This is a genomic window from Candidatus Palibaumannia cicadellinicola (genome assembly GCF_001269425.1).
In the GTDB taxonomy this organism is placed as follows: Bacteria; Pseudomonadota; Gammaproteobacteria; order Enterobacterales; family Enterobacteriaceae; genus Baumannia; species Baumannia cicadellinicola_A.
In genome coordinates this window covers 440,099-459,408 of record NZ_CP011787.1, presented here as the reverse complement: position 1 = coordinate 459,408, position 19,310 = coordinate 440,099, and the positions used below count along the sequence as shown (strand labels likewise).

Annotated in this window: 18 protein-coding genes and 2 tRNA genes; 2 read left to right on the top strand and 18 right to left on the bottom strand. The window is 33.4% G+C overall.

Annotated elements, in window-relative coordinates:
- Nucleotides 1-14 precede the first annotated feature (14 nt).
- The 18 genes from rpoC to AB162_RS02075 form a co-directional block, all read right to left on the bottom strand.
- Entirely contained in the window at nucleotides 15-4,238 is a 4,224-nt protein-coding gene (gene rpoC, locus AB162_RS02160) for a DNA-directed RNA polymerase subunit beta' (RefSeq protein ID WP_053097106.1), read from the bottom strand.
- A 75-nt stretch (nucleotides 4,239-4,313) separates the two neighbouring features.
- Complete coding sequence (gene rpoB / locus AB162_RS02155; RefSeq protein ID WP_053097104.1) at nucleotides 4,314-8,339, bottom strand: DNA-directed RNA polymerase subunit beta; 4,026 nt, start codon at nucleotides 8,337-8,339, stop codon at nucleotides 4,314-4,316.
- A gap of 184 nt (nucleotides 8,340-8,523) precedes the next feature.
- Nucleotides 8,524-8,889, bottom strand: coding sequence for a 50S ribosomal protein L7/L12 (gene rplL, locus AB162_RS02150; protein WP_053097101.1), 366 nt, complete (start codon nucleotides 8,887-8,889; stop codon nucleotides 8,524-8,526).
- Nucleotides 8,890-8,913: 24 nt separating this feature from the next.
- A complete protein-coding gene (gene rplJ / locus AB162_RS02145; RefSeq protein WP_053097100.1) occupies nucleotides 8,914-9,411 on the bottom strand; it encodes a 50S ribosomal protein L10 in 498 nt (165 codons plus the stop codon).
- Between the two features lie 115 nt (nucleotides 9,412-9,526).
- Nucleotides 9,527-10,219: a 50S ribosomal protein L1 gene (rplA, locus tag AB162_RS02140; RefSeq protein WP_053097099.1), complete on the bottom strand. Its 693-nt coding sequence runs from the start codon at nucleotides 10,217-10,219 to the stop codon at nucleotides 9,527-9,529.
- Between the two features lie 3 nt (nucleotides 10,220-10,222).
- Complete coding sequence (gene rplK, locus AB162_RS02135) at nucleotides 10,223-10,651, bottom strand: 50S ribosomal protein L11 (RefSeq protein ID WP_053097098.1); 429 nt, start codon at nucleotides 10,649-10,651, stop codon at nucleotides 10,223-10,225.
- A 44-nt stretch (nucleotides 10,652-10,695) separates the two neighbouring features.
- On the bottom strand, nucleotides 10,696-11,241 hold the full coding sequence (nusG, locus tag AB162_RS02130; RefSeq protein WP_053097097.1) for a transcription termination/antitermination protein NusG: 546 nt from the start codon (nucleotides 11,239-11,241) through the stop codon (nucleotides 10,696-10,698).
- Nucleotides 11,242-11,622: a preprotein translocase subunit SecE gene (secE, locus tag AB162_RS02125; protein ID WP_053097096.1), complete on the bottom strand. Its 381-nt coding sequence runs from the start codon at nucleotides 11,620-11,622 to the stop codon at nucleotides 11,242-11,244.
- Between the two features lie 16 nt (nucleotides 11,623-11,638).
- Nucleotides 11,639-12,823: an elongation factor Tu gene (tuf, locus tag AB162_RS02120; RefSeq protein WP_053097095.1), complete on the bottom strand. Its 1,185-nt coding sequence runs from the start codon at nucleotides 12,821-12,823 to the stop codon at nucleotides 11,639-11,641.
- 58 nt (nucleotides 12,824-12,881) lie between these two features.
- Nucleotides 12,882-15,014 (bottom strand): elongation factor G, encoded by a 2,133-nt coding sequence (gene fusA / locus AB162_RS02115; RefSeq protein ID WP_053097089.1) that lies wholly within the window; start codon nucleotides 15,012-15,014, stop codon nucleotides 12,882-12,884.
- A gap of 48 nt (nucleotides 15,015-15,062) precedes the next feature.
- A complete protein-coding gene (rpsG, locus tag AB162_RS02110) occupies nucleotides 15,063-15,533 on the bottom strand; it encodes a 30S ribosomal protein S7 (protein ID WP_053097083.1) in 471 nt (156 codons plus the stop codon).
- Nucleotides 15,534-15,601: 68 nt separating this feature from the next.
- Entirely contained in the window at nucleotides 15,602-15,976 is a 375-nt protein-coding gene (rpsL, locus tag AB162_RS02105) for a 30S ribosomal protein S12 (protein WP_053097081.1), read from the bottom strand.
- An 87-nt stretch (nucleotides 15,977-16,063) separates the two neighbouring features.
- Complete coding sequence (tusB, locus tag AB162_RS02100; RefSeq protein ID WP_053097079.1) at nucleotides 16,064-16,357, bottom strand: sulfurtransferase complex subunit TusB; 294 nt, start codon at nucleotides 16,355-16,357, stop codon at nucleotides 16,064-16,066.
- Between the two features lie 2 nt (nucleotides 16,358-16,359).
- The gene (gene tusC, locus AB162_RS02095) at nucleotides 16,360-16,722 is read right to left on the bottom strand and encodes a sulfurtransferase complex subunit TusC (protein WP_053097077.1); all 363 of its coding nucleotides are present in this window, start codon (nucleotides 16,720-16,722) and stop codon (nucleotides 16,360-16,362) included.
- A 17-nt stretch (nucleotides 16,723-16,739) separates the two neighbouring features.
- Nucleotides 16,740-17,177, bottom strand: a complete 438-nt coding sequence (tusD, locus tag AB162_RS02090; protein WP_260080476.1) for a sulfurtransferase complex subunit TusD — start codon at nucleotides 17,175-17,177, stop codon at nucleotides 16,740-16,742.
- Complete coding sequence (gene zur, locus AB162_RS02085) at nucleotides 17,152-17,598, bottom strand: zinc uptake transcriptional repressor Zur (protein ID WP_082239280.1); 447 nt, start codon at nucleotides 17,596-17,598, stop codon at nucleotides 17,152-17,154. Before zur ends, tusD begins: the two co-directional genes overlap by 26 nt.
- Nucleotides 17,599-17,669: 71 nt before the next feature.
- A tRNA-Ala gene (locus AB162_RS02080) sits at nucleotides 17,670-17,742 on the bottom strand.
- An 18-nt stretch (nucleotides 17,743-17,760) separates the two neighbouring features.
- Nucleotides 17,761-17,837 (bottom strand) — tRNA-Ile (locus AB162_RS02075).
- Between the two features lie 223 nt (nucleotides 17,838-18,060).
- Here AB162_RS02075 and nfuA point away from each other — a divergent pair.
- On the top strand, nucleotides 18,061-18,633 hold the full coding sequence (nfuA, locus tag AB162_RS02070; protein ID WP_053097075.1) for a Fe-S biogenesis protein NfuA: 573 nt from the start codon (nucleotides 18,061-18,063) through the stop codon (nucleotides 18,631-18,633).
- Between the two features lie 46 nt (nucleotides 18,634-18,679).
- A complete protein-coding gene (locus AB162_RS02065; protein ID WP_053097074.1) occupies nucleotides 18,680-19,282 on the top strand; it encodes a Fe-Mn family superoxide dismutase in 603 nt (200 codons plus the stop codon).
- The last annotated feature ends 28 nt before the right edge of the window (nucleotides 19,283-19,310 follow it).

Genomic DNA, 19,310 nt, shown 5'->3' with positions numbered 1-19,310 from the left:
TAACTATTTATTTACTATATATTTTGACTAGAGTTTAAAAGTTCAGCTAAATTTGCTGATGCTTCATCGACAGTCATTTTTTGTTGTTGTATTTCTGATCTATGCTTATTATTACGATGAATAGTACGTTCCTTATGATAAGCATACCCAGTTCCAGCTGGAATTTTTCGTCCAACGATAACATTTTCTTTTAGACCTCGTAGCTCATCAATTTTACCTGCTACAGCAGCTTCAGTTAATACTCGTGTAGTTTCCTGAAAAGAAGCGGCGGATATAAATGACTCTGTAGCTAAGGAAGCTTTTGTGATACCGAGTATCTCACGAACATAGCTGATTTCTTTTTTTCCTTCAATTTTAAGCTTATTATTTGTTATTTTAATACGTGAGTATTCTATCTGTTCACCGGCTAAAAAATCTGACCCACCAGAATTAATAATAGTAGCTTTACGCAACATTTGACGAACAATAACTTCAATATGCTTATCATTGATTTTAACACCTTGTAATCTGTAAACATCTTGTACTTCATTAACAATATAGCGTGTTACAGCATGTACACCTCTTAAACGTAGAATATCATGAGGAGATTCGGGGCCATCAGAAATAATATCACCACGTTCTACACGTTCACCTTCAAATACATTAAGCTGACGCCATTTTGGAATCATTTCTTCATAAGTATCACCGCCATCATCTAACTGCGAGATAACTAAACGCCGTTTTCCTTTAGTATCTTTCCCAAATGAAATAATTCCGCTTAATTCAGCTAATACTGCTGGTTCTTTAGGTCTCCTAGCTTCAAATATATCAGCTACACGAGGTAGACCACCGGTAATATCTTTAGTACCACTAGTTTCTAGTGGTACACGAGCTAAAGTATCACCACTAGTAATTTTAGTTCCATCTTCTAACTGCACAATAGTATTACCAGGTAGAAAATATTGTGCAGACATATCTGTACCTTGAATTAGTACATCTTTATTATTCTCATCTACAATTCTTAGTGCTGGTCGTAAATCTTTCCCACTACTAGTTCTTTCAGAAGAATCTAATACTACAATAGATGATACACCAGTAAGTTCATCTGTCTGACGAGTAATCGTCTGACCATCAATCATATCAGTAAAACTAATAAAACCATCTACTTCAGTAATAATAGGGATAGTATGTGGATCCCAATTAGCCACTATTTCTCCACTAATTATTTCTGATCCATTCCTTTTTGCTATTACTGCACCATATGGCACCTTATAGCTTTCTTTAGTTCTACCAAAAATATCGATAAGTTTAAGCTCAGTATTACGAGATGTAATAACAATTTTATTACTACTATTAATAACGAACTTAGCATTTATCAGATGAATTGTACCATTATTTTTTACTTGAATACTAGATTCAGTAGCAGCACGGAAGGCTGCTCCACCAATATGAAAGGTCCGCATTGTAAGCTGAGTACCAGGTTCACCGATAGATTGTGCAGCTATTACACCGATAGCTTCACCTTTTTGAACTAAATTACCTCGTGCTAAGTCACGTCCATAGCAAAATGCACATACGCCAAAATTAGTATCGCAGGTAACAACTGAACGAACCTTAATATTATCTACTGAATTTTCTTCTAAAATATTACACCATTGCTCATTTAGCAGCGTATTACGTTTTACCAAAATATTTTTACTACCTGGTTTAATTACATCTTCTGCTGTAAGACGACCTAATACGCGTTCGCGTAACGATTCTTTTACATCACCGCCTTCAATAACAGGGGTCATATCAATCCCGGATAAAGTATTACAATCATCTTCAGTAACTACTAGATCTTGCGCGACATCTACTAAACGACGGGTAAGATAACCAGAATTTGCTGTTTTAAGTGCGGTATCCGCTAGACCTTTACGTGCTCCGTGTGTAGAAATAAAATATTGTAAGACATTCAGACCTTCACGAAAATTAGCAGTAATTGGTGTTTCAATAATTGAACCATCAGGTTTAGCCATAAGACCACGCATTCCAGCCAATTGCCTAATTTGTGCAGCTGAACCTCTAGCACCAGAATCAGACATCATAAAAATATTGTTGAATGATACCTGTAATTCTTCTACTCCATGACTATTAGTGACTTTTTCAGTAGACAGATTATCCATCATAGCTTGAGCTACTCTTTCATTAGCTGCAGCCCATATATCTATTACTTTGTTATAACGTTCACCAGCTGTTACTAAACCAGACTGAAATTGTTCTTGAATTTCTGCTACTTCTGTCTCCGCTTCATCTATAATATCAGCTTTTTTCGTAGGGATAATAATATCATCAATGCCAACAGAGGATCCAGAACGAGCTGCATAAGCAAAACCAGTATACATAATTTTGTCAGCAAAAATTACTGTAGGTTGAAGACCTAGCACCCGATAACAAGTATTCAACATTCTAGAAATAGATTTTTTTCCAAGAACCTGATTTACTAATGTAAAAGGTAATCCTTTTGGTACAATCATCCAAAGGATAGCTCGTCCTATTGTTGTTTCACAAATTATTTTTTTTTCTATTAACTCGTCATTATCATTTTTATGATATTCAGTAATACGTACTTTAACACGCGCATGTAACTCCGCAATTCCAGCATGATAAATACATTCAGCTTCTTTAGGTCCAGTAAGAATCATTCCTTCACCTTTGCAATTTACACGCTCACGTGTCATATAGTATAGACCTAATACGACATCTTGTGATGGTACGATTATTGGTTCTCCATTTGCAGGTGATAGTATGTTATTAGTAGACATCATTAAAGCTCTAGCTTCTAATTGTGCTTCACGTGTTAAAGGAATATGTACAGCCATTTGATCACCATCAAAGTCTGCGTTATATGCTGCACAAACTAATGGATGTAATTGAATTGCTTTACCTTCTATAAGTACTGGTTCAAATGCTTGTATACCAAGACGATGTAAGGTAGGTGCACGATTGAGCATTACTGGATGTTCGCGAATGACTTCATCCAACATATCCCAAACTACTGAGTCTTCACGTTCTACCATTTTTTTAGCAGCTTTTATAGTAGTAGCAATACCACGACGTTCAAGCTTGCCATAAATAAAAGGTTTAAATAACTCCAGTGCCATTTTTTTAGGTAAACCACATTGATTTAAATGTAGGTATGGTCCTACAGTAATAACTGAACGACCAGAATAGTCCACGCGTTTACCTAGTAGATTTTGCCTAAAACGACCTTGCTTTCCTTTAATCATATCAGCTAAAGATTTTAGCGGACGCTTATTAGAACCAGTAATAGCACGACCACGTCGTCCATTATCTAGTAATGCATCTACTGCTTCTTGTAGCATACGTTTTTCGTTCCTAACGATGATATCTGGTGCTGATAAATCAAGTAATCGCTTAAGACGATTATTACGATTAATAACACGGCGATATAAATCATTTAGATCTGATGTAGCAAAACGTCCACCATCTAGTGGTACTAAAGGACGCAAATCTGGTGGTAATACTGGTAACACATTTAATATCATCCATTCAGGTTTATTACCTGATTGTATAAATGCTTCTATTAACTTGATACGTTTAGTGATTTTTTTACGTTTAGTTTCTGATGTAATTTCTTCTAGCTCTTCTCTTAATAGTTCGCATTCTTGCTCAAGATCTATATTTTTTAATAAATTAAAAATTGCTTCTGCGCCCATTTGTGCATCAAATTCATCACCGAATTCTTCTAATGCATCTAAATACTGCTCTTCAGTTAATATTTGATTGCACTCTAAATTAGTAGTCATTCCACTTTCAATTACTACGTATGATTCAAAATATAATACACGCTCTATGTCTCTAAGAGGCATATCTAATAATAAACCAATCCTTGATGGTAAAGATTTTAAAAACCAGATATGAGCAGTAGGAGAAGCTAGCTCTATATGTCCCATCCGCTCCCGACGTACTTTTGTTTGAGTGACTTCAACACCACATTTTTCGCATATTACGCCACGATGTTTTAGACGTTTATATTTACCGCACAAACACTCGTAATCTTTTACTGGTCCAAAAATGCGTGCACAAAATAAACCATCACGCTCAGGCTTAAAAGTACGGTAATTGATAGTTTCAGGTTTTTTAACTTCACCAAAAGACCATGAACGAATCATATCTGGTGAAGCTAAGGTAATTTTAATAGCATCAAACTCTTCAGTGTTAGCTTGTGCTTTCAGCAATTTTAGTAAATCTTTCACGGCTTTCAGCTCTTGTTAGAGTTATATTGATGATAAGTAATAATTGATTTATGCTATAGTTATCATAACTAAACATTAGTCTTCTTCTAACTCTATGTTAATTCCTAGAGAACGTATTTCTTTTAGTAAAACGTTAAATGATTCTGGCATTCCTGGTTCCATATGTTTATTACCATCAACAATATTTTTATACATTTTGGTACGACCATTAACATCATCTGACTTAACTGTTAACATTTCTTGTAATGTATATGCTGCGCCATAAGCTTCAAGCGCCCATACTTCCATTTCACCAAAACGTTGACCTCCAAACTGGGCCTTACCACCCAGAGGTTGCTGAGTTACTAAACTATAAGAACCAGTGGAACGTGCATGCATCTTATCATCAACAAGATGATTTAGTTTAAGCATATACATATAGCCTACAGTTACTTTACGCTCGAATTTCTCTCCAGTACGACCGTCAAATAAAGTAATTTGCCCAGAAGTAGGTAAATTACATAATTTCAGTAATGCTTTAATTTCTTCCTCTTTTGCCCCGTCAAATACAGGTGTGGCAATTGGCATACCATTTTTTAAATTTTCTGCAAGATACAGTACTTCTTCATCAGAAAGCATATTTAAATCTACTTTTTGTCTGACATTATCACCAATATCATAAGCTTTTTGCATGAAATCACGTATTTTACTTATATTCTGCTGTTGAATTAGCATCGTATTTATTTTATCACCAATACCTTTAGCAGCCATTCCTAAATGTGTTTCTAAAATCTGACCGATATTCATTCTCGATGGAACCCCTAGTGGGTTTAGTACTATATCAACTGGTACACCATGCTCATCATAAGGCATATCTTCAATTGGATTTATCTTTGATATCACACCTTTATTACCATGACGTCCAGCCATTTTATCTCCAGGTTGAATCTGTCGTTTTACAGCTAAATAGACCTTAACTATTTTTAGAACCCCAGGAGATAAATCATCGCCTTGAGTAATTTTACGACGCTTATCTTCTAATTTTTGCTCAAAACTAGCCTTTAATTCATCGTATTGTGCCACTAATGTTTTTAACTGTTTGTATTTATCTTCTGTGGTTAGACTAAATTGTAGCCAATTTATGCTACTTAATTTTGAGATTTTATTTAGATCAATATCTATACCATCTTTTACTAATAAATCACTGATACGTTTAAATATACCTATTTCTAATATATGTAGTTCTTCTGTTAGGTCTTTTTTGACCTGATTCAGTTGCATTTCTTCTATTTCAATAGCTCGCTTATCTTTATCTATACCTTCTCTAGTAAATATTTGTACATCTATTACTGTACCAGAGAAACCATTTGGTACACGTAATGAAGAATCTTTTACATCAGAAGCTTTTTCACCAAAAATAGCACGCAACAGTTTTTCTTCTGGAGTTAGTTGGGTTTCTCCCTTTGGAGTGACTTTTCCTACTAGGATATCACCACTAGTAACTTCAGCACCAATATATACTATACCTGATTCGTCAAGTTTGCAGAGTGCTGCTTCACCTACATTTGGTATGTCTGCTGTAATTTCTTCAGGACCAAGTTTTGTATCACGTGATATACAAGTTAGTTCCTGAATATGAATAGTAGTAAAACGATCCTCTTGTACTACTCGTTCCGATATTAGCATAGAGTCTTCAAAGTTATAACCATTCCATGGCATGAAAGCAATACGCATGTTCTGACCTAATGCTAACTCTCCTAAATCAGTAGAGGGACCATCAGCTAATACATCACCACGTTCTACAGTGTCATTTAAATAAACGCAAGGTCTTTGGCTAATACAGGTATTTTGATTAGAACGAATATATTTACAAAGATGATAAATATCTATACCTGCTTCACCTAGATACATTTCATTAGAATTAACATTAATAATAATACGTGATGCATCTACATATTGTACTTTACCACCACGTTTAGCTACAGCAGTTACACCTGAGTCAACTGCTACTATTCTTTCCATACCAGTACCTACTAATGGTTTATCCGTTCTTAAAGTAGGTACTGCCTGACGTTGCATATTAGCACCCATTAATGCTCTGTTAGCATCATCATGCTCTAGGAAAGGAATTAATGAAGCACCTACAGAAACTATTTGTTGGGTAGAAACGTCCATATAATTTACTTTATCACGGCTAAATAGGCTAGATTCACCTTTATGACGACAAGTAACTAAATCTTCAATTAAGTGACCTGTTTCATTAAGGTTAGTATTAGCCTGAGCAATAATAAAATTACCTTCTTCAATAGCTGATAGATAATGAATTTCTTCAGAAACTATACCATTTTTTACAATACGATATGGAGTTTCCAAGAAACCATATTCGTTAGTTCGTGCGTAAACAGATAGTGAGTTAATTAAACCAATATTAGGACCTTCGGGAGTTTCGATAGGGCAAACTCTACCATAATGAGTTGGATGTACATCACGTACTTCAAATCCAGCTCGTTCTCTAGTTAAACCACCTGGACCTAATGCAGAAATACGGCGCTTATGGGTAATCTCAGATAAAGGATTATTTTGATCCATAAATTGTGATAACTGACTAGAACTAAAAAATTCTTTTACTGCAGCTGAAATTGGCTTAGCATTAATAATATCTTGTGGCATCATAGTATCAAGATCACTAATAGACAAACGTTCTTTTACTGATCTTTCTACACGAACAAGACCTAATCTAAATTGGTTTTCAGCCATTTCACCAACAGAACGAATACGACGATTACCAAGGTGGTCGATATCATCTACTTCACCTTTACCATTACGAATATCAATCAGTTTCTTCATGACGTCTATTATGTCTTTTGTACTCAATATTCCAGTACCTTCTATCTCTTTACGTAATAAAGCACGATTAAATTTCATTCTACCAACTGCAGATAGATCATAACGATCTACTGAAAAAAATAGATTTTCAAACAGGTGCTCAGCAGCTTCTCTGGTTGGTGGTTCTCCAGGACGCATCATACGATATATTTCTACTATCGCACTTATACGATCTTTAGTTTGATCAATACGTAGTGTTTCAGATATATAAGAACCATGATCTAAATCATTTGTAAATAAAGTTTCAATGACCTTAAATCCAGATTTAATTAGTTGATTTAGCAAATCTAGCGATATGACTGTATTAGCAGAAATAATTATTTCACCTGTTTTAACATCAAAATAATCTTTTGCTATTACTTTACCACAAAGATAATCAATAGGTACTTCAATTCTATTGATCATATCTTGTTTTAGCTTATTAATATGTCGTGTCGTAATACGACGACCTTTTTCTACATATATAGTATTATTTACTTTAATTTCAAATGACGCAGTTTCTCCGCGTAAACGCTCAGGAATAAGTTCCATGATGCACTTATATTCATTGATTTCGTACATTACTTTTTCAAAAAAAGTATCAAGAATTTGATGAGTATTAAAGTTTAATGCACGTAGCATAATTGTTGCAGGTAATTTTCTACGTCTATCTATGCGTACGAATAAGTGATCTTTCTGATCAAATTCAAAATCCAGCCAAGACCCTCGATAAGGAATAATACGTGCGTTAAATAGTACTTTACCTGAAGAGTGTATTTTTCCCTTATCGCTATCAAAGAAAACACCAGGACTACGATGTAACTGCGATACAATAACACGTTCAGTTCCATTAATAATAAAGGTACCATTATCAGTCATCAGCGGAATTTCACCCATATATACTTCCTGTTCTTTGCAAGAAGTTTTTGATGTTTCACGCTCATTTATTACTAAACGCAATCTAACTCTTAAAGGTACAGAAAAAGTAATACCTCTCATCTGACACTCTTTGACGTCGAATATAGGATCACCTAAACGATAACTAATATATTGTAATTCCGCGTTACCACCATAACTTTGTATAGGAAAAACAGAACTAAAAGCTGCTTCCAGCCCATATTTACCATTAGGATCACGCTCAATAAATTTTTTAAATGATTCAATTTGTATTGAAAGAAGATAGGGCACGTCTAACACCTGTTGACGTTTTCCAAAATCCTTACGAATGCGTTTTTTTTCGGTATAAGAGTAAACCATAGGATAGGGTTCCTCAACTAGCTGACTAATTAACCTACTATTATTTTATTTTTAACAATCAGTTAAAGTGATAACAACATATAAAATAATACTAATTAGTAGTATTTAGCAAAAATTAGCACAAAAAAGCTGGTAACTATAAAGCTACCAGCTATATATAGATATATCTATAAAACTAGTAAAGTTATTTAATCTCAACAGAAGCACCAGCATCTTCAAGAACTTTTTTTAGGGCTTCAGCGTCATTTTTACTAATATTTTCTTTTATAGAAGTAGGTGCTGATTCAACTAAATCTTTTGCTTCTTTTAAACCTAGTCCAACAGCACCCCGGACGGCTTTAATAACAGACACTTTATTACTACCTATAGCTGTAAGCACAACATTAAACTCAGTTTGTTCTTCAACAACTTCAGTTGGACTTTCTGTTACAGCTATATTGACCATAGAGGTCACGCCAAATTTCTTTTCCATCATAGAAATGAGCTCAGTAATATCTACAATAGACATGTTAGCTATAGCGTCTAAAATCTGTTCTTTATTAAGTAACATAGCAATTGCTCCTAAAGTATTATTTTACGCTAATTTTTTTTGGTCGCGTAATGTAACAAAAATTCGAGCGAGTTTTCCTATAGATGCTTCTTGAAGAGTAAACATCAGTTTTGCAATTGCTTCTTCGTAAGTTGGCATAGTAGCCAATTTGTCTATTTGTAACGCTGGAATAACTGCGCCTTCAAAAGCTGCTGCTTTTATATTTAGTTTAGTATGCTCTTGAGCAAAACTTTTAAATAAACGAGCTGCTGTACCAGGATGTTTAGTAGAAAATGCAATTAGTGTTGGACCTATAAAGGTTTTTGTGAGGCATTCAAAAGGAGTATTCTCTACAATACGACGCATAAGCGTATTACGGACAACAAGCATCTTAACATCTACTTGACTACATTTTTTACGTAGTTCAGTAAGTTGATTAACTGTAATACCACGGTAATCAGCAACAACAGCAGATATCGCAATTTTGGCTACTTTTTTTACTTCAGTAACAATAGTTTTTTTGTTTTGAAGATTTAGTGCCATAAATTTTTCCTAGATTAAAACAAAAATATTTAAATAGTTTTTAAACTGAAGTGGTATTGCTATCTGAACTATTCTAGTAGTTTTACTTAACTTAACTCTTTTGAATAATTTTTTATTATACCATAGCTAAGCTAGTTTGATCAATTACTAACCCAGGTCCCATAGTAGTAGATAGGCAAACTTTTTTAAAAAAAACTCCTTTAGTTTGTATTGGTTTATCTTTTTTTAAAGCGATCAATAAAGCTTCTAAGTTTTCTTTTATTTGATTTACATCAAAATTTATTTTACCTATAGTAGTATGAATGATCCCACTTTTGTCGTTATGGTAACGTACTTGACCTGATTTAATTTCTTTTATTGCTGAAGCAATATTATTTGTAACAGTACCTAATTTAGGATTTGGCATCATGCCACGTGGACCTAATATTTGTGCTAACTCACTAACTATGTACATAGCATCAGGAGAAGCAATAACTACGTCAAAATTTAACTTACCTTTTTTAATCTCTATAGCCAAATCATCCATACCTACTAAGTCAGCACCAGCTGCTTTTGCAGCTATCATCTCTTGCGTAAAGACCGCTACACGAATAATACGACCTATACCATGTGGTAATACCGTAGCTCCACGAATATTTTGAGCGGAATTACGTGCATCAATACCAAGTTTTACTGCTACGTCAACACTTTCTATGAAATTCACAGTAGCTAGTTTTTTTAATAAGGTTATAGCATTATATATATCATATTGTTGATTAGCATTAATTTGATTACGAATTACACGCATCCTCTGGGTTATTTTAACCATGTTTTAACCTTCTACTACCAGACCTATAGACAAAGCTGTACCTATGATAGAACGACATATAGCATCTATATTACTACCATTCATATCCATCGCTTTAGTTTCAGCAATATCGCGTATCTGAGATTTAGTAATTGTACCAACTTTTTCTAATTTCGGTTTACTAGCACCACATTTTATTCCTACTGCTTTTTTTAATAAAATAGCAGCTGGTGGAGTTTTAGTAACAAAAGTGAAAGAACGATCTGAATATACAGTTATAACAACAGGAATTGGCAAACCTTTTTCAAAACCTTCAGTTTTTACATTAAAATTTTTACAAAATTCAATAATATTAACTCCTTTCTGACCTAAAGCTGGTCCTACAGGAGGACTGGGGTTTGCCATGCCTGCAGGAACCTGCAGCTTTACATAAGCTTGTACTTTTTTTGCCATTTTAAAACTACCTTATCTTAATAATTGTTTATTAACAAGCTAAGTTAACCTTTTTCAACCTGGCAAAAATCTAATTCGACAGGAGTAGCACGACCAAAGATAGAAACGGAAACTTTTAGACGACTTTTTTCATAATCTACTTCTTCTACAACACCATTAAAATCAGCAAATGGTCCATCATTTACACGAACTAGTTCTCCTGGTTCGAATAATGTTTTTGGCCGTGGTTTATCACCTATTTGCTGTAAACGATTCATTATTACATTAACTTCTTTATCACTAATAGGTGCTGGATTATCTGATGTTCCCCCTATAAAACCCATAACACGAGGTACACTACGTACTAAATGCCAACTACTGTCATTCATTACCATATTAACTAATACATAACCAGGAAAAAATTTACGCTCGCTTTTTCTACGTTGTCCATTTCTCATTTCCACTACTTCTTCAGTGGGGACTATAACTTCACCGAATATTTCTTCGGTAGAATGTAATTTTATATGTTCACGTAATGATTTTGCTACTCTACCCTCTAAACCAGAAAAAGCTTGAATAACATACCAACGTTTTTTAGAATCTTCAGACATCTAAAACCTCAGTTTGGTAATCATAGTTAATATATTAATTATTAAACTATCTATTATCCAAATTACAATAGAAATAATAAAAGTCAATACAATAACTATTAAAGTAGTATATAATGTTTCTTGATAAGAAGGCCAAATAACTTTACGTACTTCAGTACGTGAGTCTTGCAAGAAGGCAAGAATTAACCGACCTGGCTCGGTTATCATAATTACTCCACCTGCAATAATAGTTATTATAAATAGCAATATAGTTCTTAGTATTACGCTGAAAAAATAATTACTAAAGATAGCTATCATAAATAACAGGAGTACAATAAACCACTTAATGATTTCTTTGTAACGTTGTTTTTCTTTATTTAATTTTTCTTTAGTATGATTCATTACTATACTATACTGTTTATTCTATTATTTGTGCAACTACACCAGCACCTACTGTACGCCCACCTTCACGTATAGCAAATCTTAATCCTTCATCCATGGCAATAGGCGCAATTAAATTAACAATCATTTTAATATTATCGCCTGGCATAACCATTTCAATATCTTTTGGTAGTTCAATAGTACCTGTAACATCAGTGGTTCTAAAATAGAACTGAGGACGATAACCTTTAAAGAATGGAGTGTGACGTCCACCTTCATCTTTGTTAAGAATATATACTTCAGAGGCAAACTTAGTATGTGGTTTAATTGATCCAGGCTTTGCTAATACCTGACCACGTTCTACATCATCACGTTTTATTCCTCTTAATAAGACACCAATATTTTCGCCAGCACGTCCTTCATCTAACAACTTACGAAACATTTCAACACCTGTACAGGTAGTTTTGATGGTATCTTTAATACCAATAATTTCAATTTCTTCACCAACTTTAATAATTCCACGCTCTACACGACCTGTTACTACAGTACCACGACCTGATATAGAGAAAACATCTTCAATTGGTAATAAAAATGGCTTATTAATAGCACGTTCTGGTTCAGGAATATAGCTATCTAATACATCAGCTAATTCAATTATCTTTGAAGACCAAATATCATCATTATCTAGTGCTTTTAGCGCAGAACCACGTATGACTGGTGTGTCATTACCTGGAAAATCATATTGAGAAAGTAATTCTCGTACTTCAATTTCGACTAATTCTAGTAATTCCTCATCATCAACCATATCACATTTATTAATGAATACGATAATATAAGGAACACCAACCTGACGTGCTAGCAAGATATGTTCTCTTGTTTGAGGCATGGGACCATCAGTAGCAGCAACTACTAAAATGGCACCATCCATTTGGGCTGCACCAGTAATCATATTTTTTACATAATCAGCATGTCCGGGACAGTCTACGTGTGCATAATGTCGATGTTTAGTATCATACTCAACATGAGAAGAATTAATAGTAATTCCACGTGCTTTTTCTTCTGGTGCATTATCAATTTGATCAAAAGCAAGCGCATTACCGCCGTAAACTTTAGCTAAAACAGAAGTTATTGCTGCTGTTAAGGTTGTTTTACCATGATCAACATGGCCTATAGTACCTACGTTAATGTGGGGTTTAATACGTTGAAACTTTTCTTTAGACACTTTTATATTCCTTACACTACACTATACTATACTAATGGTTATAGTATAATTACTTAAATTATTTAGTTTGATGTGCTTCGATAATAACCTTAGCAACATGACTTGGTGCTTCATTATATTTCATAAATTCCATAGAATATGAAGCACGTCCCTGAGTTTGTGAACGTAGATCTGTAGCATAACCAAACATTTCTGACAAAGGAACCTGTGCACGAATAATTTTTATATTATTAGTATCTAATATACCACTAATTAGACCACGACGACGATTTAAGTCACCAATTACATCACCCATATAGTATTCAGGTGTTTCAACTTCTACCTTCATAATGGGTTCTAAAATTACAGGTTTCGCCTTCATAAAACCTTCTTTAAAGGCTATAGCACCAGCTAGTTTAAATGCCATTTCTGAAGAATCAACTTCATGGTAGGAACCATCAAAAACAGTAACTCGTACATCAACTATTGGATAACCAGCAATAATACCACTTTTTAACTGCTCCTGCACACCTTTATCAATTGCAGGAATGTATTCTTTTGGAATAACTCCACCCACAATTTTATTTACAAATTCATATACTTTTTTTATACCTGGTTCTATTGGTTCTATACGTAGCCATACATGACCAAATTGACCTCTGCCACCAGTTTGACGAATAAATTTTCCTTCCTGCTCAACAGGAACACGAATAGTCTCACGGTAAGCTACTTGTGGTTTGCCAACATTAGCTGATACATTAAATTCACGATGCATACGATCAATCAAAATTTCTAGATGAAGTTCACCCATTCCAGCTATTAGTGTTTCTCCAGACTCTTCATCTGTCCATACGTGAAAAGAAGGATCTTCCTGTGCTAGACGACCTAAAGCAAAAACCATTTTTTCTTGATCAGCTTTAGTTTTAGGTTCAATTGCTACTGAAATTACAGGTTCTGGAAACTCCATTTTCTCCAAAATTATAGGTACCGAAGGATCACATAAAGTATCACCAGTAGTAACATCTTTTAGACCTATTGCAGCAGCTATATCTCCAGCACGTACTTCTTTGATTTCTTCACGTTTATTAGCATGCATTTGCACAATACGGCCAAACCTTTCACGTTTTTCTTTCACGGAGTTAAGTACTATATCTCCTGAACTTACCATACCTGAGTATACGCGGAAAAAAGTTAAGTTACCAACGAATGGGTCGGTAGATATTTTAAATGCTAGTGCTGAAAATGGTTGTTGATCGTTGTATTTATTATTATCATTAAGGTATCCTGCAATATTTACATTTTCAGTTTCTACCTTAAAAACACGATTAATAGATGAAACATCAGTAGGAGCTGGTAAATAGTCAATGACAGCATCTAACATAGCCTGTACACCTTTATTTTTAAAGGCGGAACCACAAGTTACTAATATTATCTCATTATTAATTACACGCTGACGTAGGCTATCTTTAATCTCTTTCTCAGAAAGAGAATCACCATTTAAATATTTGTCCATAAGTTCTTCTGATATTTCTACAGCTGCTTCAATTAAATTTTGATGCAATTGGTTAGCTAAATTTTGCATATCATCAGGAATTTCTTCATATGAAAAACTCATTCCTTGATCTAGTTCACTCCAATTAATAGCTTTCATTTTTACTAAATCAACTATTCCAGTGAATTTATCTTCTGCTCCTATTGCTAATTGAATAGGAACTGGGTTAGCAGAAAGACGAGTTTTCATTTGTTCAATTACACCTAAATAATTAGCACCAATTCTATCCATTTTATTAATAAAGGCAATACGAGGAACATTGTATTTGTTTGCTTGACGCCATACTGTTTCTGACTGTGGTTGTACTCCACCAACAGCACAATAAATCATTACGACACCATCAAGAACACGCATAGAACGTTCTACTTCTATGGTAAAATCAACGTGTCCTGGCGTATCAATAATATTAATACGGTGAGCATCAAACTGATTAGCCATGCCAGACCAAAAACATGTAGTTGCCGCTGAAGTAATTGTAATACCACGTTCTTGTTCTTGTGCCATCCAATCCATAGTTGCTGCACCATGATGAACTTCCCCAATCTTATGATTGACACCAGTATAAAATAAAATACGTTCAGTGGTAGTAGTTTTACCTGCATCAATGTGTGCACTGATACCAATATTACGGTAACGTGTAATAGGTGTTATTCGAGCCATTTGAATCCTCGATGACGACTTGCACGCTTAGATTAATCTAAAAAAACATTACCATCGATAATGTGCAAAAGCTTTATTAGCTTCGGCCATACGATGAATTTCTTCTCGTTTTTTTACCGCAGCACCTTTATGTTCTGCTGCATCACAAAGTTCATTTGCTAAACGTATAGCCATAGATTTATCACCGCGTTTTCGAGCAGCTTCTACTAGCCAACGCATTGCTAATGCATCACGCCGTACTGAACGTATTTCTACAGGTATTTGATAAGTAGAACCACCAACACGACGAGATTTTACTTCAATGGTAGGACGTACATTATCTAATGCTACTTCAAACGATTCTAAGTAACTCTTACCAGAACGTTTAGCTACCGTTTCAAGCGCAGTATACACTATGGATTCAGCAATAGATTTTTTACCATTAACCATTAATATATTAATAAATTTTGCTACAAGTTCAGATCCTAACTTTGGATCTGGTAATATTTTACGTTTACTAATAATACGACGACGTGGCATTTATCTACTCCATTCATTAACATTAAGAATCTTTCAAAAAACTAAGATGATTAACATTAATTAATTTGTTAAGTTTTTTGTTTTTTTACGCCGTACTTAGAGCGTCCTTGTTTACGATCTTTTACACCAGAGCAATCAATAGCACCACGAATAGTATGATAACGAACACCTGGGAGATCTTTGACACGACCACCACGAATTAATATTACAGAATGTTCTTGTAAGTTATGACCTTCACCTCCTATATAAGAGGTAACTTCAAAACCATTAGTTAAACGAACACGACATACTTTACGTAGAGCAGAATTAGGTTTTTTTGGAGTAGTTGTATACACTCTAGTACATACACCACGTTTTTGTGGACAGTTTTCTAGAGCTGGAACGTTGCTTTTTGCAACTTTAATAGTACGTGGATTGCGTACTAATTGGTTAATTGTTGCCATTGATTGTCATTCCTAGACATAAATCAACTTAAATAAATATAAATTATAATATTTATATATAAATAGTGTCAATATCAAAGCATAACTTTACCAGGCTATCTGTTGTGGATATTTTTCTGTTATTATTACTAATTCAGTATAACTAATTTTAACAATTTTATTAGAAATATAAGCAGATAATCCGCGTGCAATAATATCATTATTTAATGCATAAATAACCAAAGGAGTAGCTTGTAACATCATATAAAGTGCTTGTGAATTATTTAATCCAGCAATAACACCATCTGCCCATAACACTATTACATCTTTTGGTGTTACGCTACTACGTATTAATGCTGCTAAATCACATAAATAAGGAGAGTGACTAATAGTTACCAGCATGATTAAAATTTTATTATATGATTGTATAAAGATATAGTTTTGTTTAAAAAATTTGCTGGTATGAAATTAATATTCAATAACCAACTAGTATGTACATTAAAACCACGTTCTATTGCTGAATCTGCACATAAATATAAACTTGTTATGTTATATAACGGTATAATTCCAAATGCATTAATGAAATTTTTAGCCATAATTTGCTCTGGTTTTTGATCAGGTAATAACAAGAATATGCCATCAGAAACAAAAAATACCCCTATATTTTCACAAATAGCTGAGATAGCTAATAAAGCATCTAATCCTTCACGTCCAGCTGCTTCATTATGTGGTCCATTAGTAAATAAAAACGCTATACTTTTTTTCATAATATTAAATAAAAAAGCTAAAATTGAATAAATCTATCACATGTAAGTATACTTTCTCCCAAAGTAATAAGACTGCTTAAATTAAAAGCCGGTGGCAAGTTATGTCCAGATAAATTTAACTGTAATGCTTGTTCAGCATTAGTAATACCACGACGTAGTGCTGCTGATATACATACGTGTAATGATAATTGATGTTCTATAGCTAATTTTTGCCAAGCTTGAACTAAATTAATTTCATTGCTAGGATAAATAGTAAAACTATTAGCATTATACACGCCGTCTTGGTAAAAAAAAATGGCATTAATATAATGACCATAGTTTAATAGTGCTTGTGTAAACTGTAATGCACTACTGGATTTTTGGTTCCCATAAGCAGGACCTGTAACTAAAATAGTGTAATGTAACTTACATAACATAGCATGTTCAACATTAATTACATTGTGGACAAAAACCATGAGCTTCTACTACATTATGAGACATGGCAAAACAAGCTTGTTTAGCCATATTTTGTAATATATTTTTTATATTATCAGCTGATTTTTCTGTGACTTGACCACATTTATCACAAATAAAAACAGCATAAGTATGTGATGGATCATAAAAATATTTACATAACATAAAACTATTAGTAGATTCTACTTTATGAACCAATCCTTGCTCTATTAAAAAATCTAGGACGCGGTAAATAGTAGGTGGTTTTGCCTGTGGCTCTGATTTACGTAATAATTTAAGTAAATCATATGCACTAATAGCGTTTGTTTTTTGTGCAATAATTAACCTTAATACTTCTAATCTTTGTGGTGTAATACGTACATTACGTTGTTTACACAATTCCTCTACTTTATTAAGTAATTTAAGTTGGATCACAGCATTCATTATTCATTTCCTATTAGAAAATGATTGATTAAGATAATCATAATTATTATTTAATAAAGTATCACATCATGTGGAGCTAAGCGGGATTGAACCGCTGACCTCCTGCGTGCAAAGCAGGCGCTCTTCCAGCTGAGCTATAGCCCCATATTTATTATAGTTAGTTGGTAGGCCTGAGTGGATTTGAACCACTGACCTCACCCTTATCAGGGGTGCGCTCTAACCAACTGAGCTACAAGCCTCTAATTTTTTAGAAGATAGTAAAAAACTATAAATCTATATATATAGATATCATATTTATAACTAATAAGTCAAGTATAACTATTTTAGTGATCATGAACTAACAATAATAAATGTATCTATTTTTGTTACTTTTTATAAACATTAATTATTAATTTTTTCTTACTTGCTTGAGTAATAGGTATATGATAAAAGATAAATTAATAAATAAAGCTCATAAATATAATGATTTCTATTACTGATGCTGCGCAACAACATTTTGTTAACTTACTAACTAAACAAGATTTAGGTACTCAAATTCGCATATTTGTCACCAATCCAGGGACACCAAATGCAGAATGCGGTATTTCATTTTGTCCACCTTCTACTATAGAAGATAGTGATATTAAATTAACATTTAATAAATTTTTTGCTTATGTTGATGAATGCAGTGCTTTTTATTTAAAAGATGCAATGATTGACTTCATAACTGATAAATTTGGGACCCAATTAACACTAAAAGCACCTAATGTAAACCAACTATTAGATAGTTCTACTCCTCTAATAGAGCGCATACAGTACATAATATCATATAAAATTAATCCTCAGTTAGCTAATCATGGTGGCAAAGTAATTTTTTTAGATCTTACTGAAGATATGTTTGTTATTTTAGAATTTTCTGGTGGATGTAATGGTTGTTCTATGGTAGGTGCTACTTTAAAACAATACATAGAAAAACAACTAATAAACATATTTCCTGAACTCAAAGGAGTACGTGATGTAACTGACCATAATCATAGTGAAAATTCTTATTATTAGTAGTCAAATTATTTATAATTAACGTCATACTATATGGAGTACTTTAATGATGTTTAAATTACCTCCTTTACCATATTATTTTGATGCTTTAGAGCCTTTCTTTGATAAAGAAACCATGAAAATACATTATACTAAACACCATCAAACTTATATTAATAATATTAATAATATTCTAAAAAATATTCCTCAATTAATTAACTTATCAGTTGAAGAACTCATTCAAAAATTGGAGTTAGTACCAGTAGAACACAAAACAGCAATCAGAAATAATGCTGGTGGTCATGCAAATCATTCTTTTTTCTGGAACGGATTAAAAAAAGAAACTTTTCTTGACGGAACACTAAAAATTGCTATTCAAATGAATTTTGGTGATATAGATAATTTTAAAACTAATTTCGAAAAAATAGCTCTTGCTTGTTTTGGTTCTGGTTGGGTCTGGCTAGTTAAAAAAGACAATAAATTATTTATATTATCTACCGCAAATCAAGATAATCCATTAATGGGTAATCAAGGTGTTCCAATATTAGGTCTTGATTTATGGGAACATGCTTATTATTTAAAATATCAAAATAGACGTTCTGATTATATTAAAGCGTTTTGGCATGTAGTCAATTGGGATGAAGCAGCGGTACGTTTTAACAAAAGTTAAAACATTTGTTATTAAAAACAAATATAAA

Excerpts from the sequence above, each read along its gene's own strand:
- rpoB (WP_053097104.1), bottom strand. The coding sequence starts at position 8,339 with ATGGTTTACTCTTATACCGAAAAAAAACGCATTCGTAAGGATTTTGGA.
- rplL (WP_053097101.1), bottom strand. The coding sequence starts at position 8,889 with ATGTTACTTAATAAAGAACAGATTTTAGACGCTATAGCTAACATGTCT.
- rplJ (WP_053097100.1), bottom strand. The coding sequence starts at position 9,411 with ATGGCACTAAATCTTCAAAACAAAAAAACTATTGTTACTGAAGTAAAA.
- rplA (WP_053097099.1), bottom strand. The coding sequence starts at position 10,219 with ATGGTTAAAATAACCCAGAGGATGCGTGTAATTCGTAATCAAATTAAT.
- rplK (WP_053097098.1), bottom strand. The coding sequence starts at position 10,651 with ATGGCAAAAAAAGTACAAGCTTATGTAAAGCTGCAGGTTCCTGCAGGC.
- nusG (WP_053097097.1), bottom strand. The coding sequence starts at position 11,241 with ATGTCTGAAGATTCTAAAAAACGTTGGTATGTTATTCAAGCTTTTTCT.
- secE (WP_053097096.1), bottom strand. The coding sequence starts at position 11,622 with ATGAATCATACTAAAGAAAAATTAAATAAAGAAAAACAACGTTACAAA.
- fusA (WP_053097089.1), bottom strand. The coding sequence starts at position 15,014 with ATGGCTCGAATAACACCTATTACACGTTACCGTAATATTGGTATCAGT.
- rpsG (WP_053097083.1), bottom strand. The coding sequence starts at position 15,533 with ATGCCACGTCGTCGTATTATTAGTAAACGTAAAATATTACCAGATCCA.
- rpsL (WP_053097081.1), bottom strand. The coding sequence starts at position 15,976 with ATGGCAACAATTAACCAATTAGTACGCAATCCACGTACTATTAAAGTT.
- tusB (WP_053097079.1), bottom strand. The coding sequence starts at position 16,357 with ATGCTGGTAACTATTAGTCACTCTCCTTATTTATGTGATTTAGCAGCA.
- tusC (WP_053097077.1), bottom strand. The coding sequence starts at position 16,722 with ATGAAAAAAAGTATAGCGTTTTTATTTACTAATGGACCACATAATGAA.
- tusD (WP_260080476.1), bottom strand. The coding sequence starts at position 17,177 with ATGGTTTTTGTCCACAATGTAATTAATGTTGAACATGCTATGTTATGT.
- zur (WP_082239280.1), bottom strand. The coding sequence starts at position 17,598 with ATGAATGCTGTGATCCAACTTAAATTACTTAATAAAGTAGAGGAATTG.
- nfuA (WP_053097075.1), top strand. The coding sequence starts at position 18,061 with ATGATTTCTATTACTGATGCTGCGCAACAACATTTTGTTAACTTACTA.
- AB162_RS02065 (WP_053097074.1), top strand. The coding sequence starts at position 18,680 with ATGATGTTTAAATTACCTCCTTTACCATATTATTTTGATGCTTTAGAG.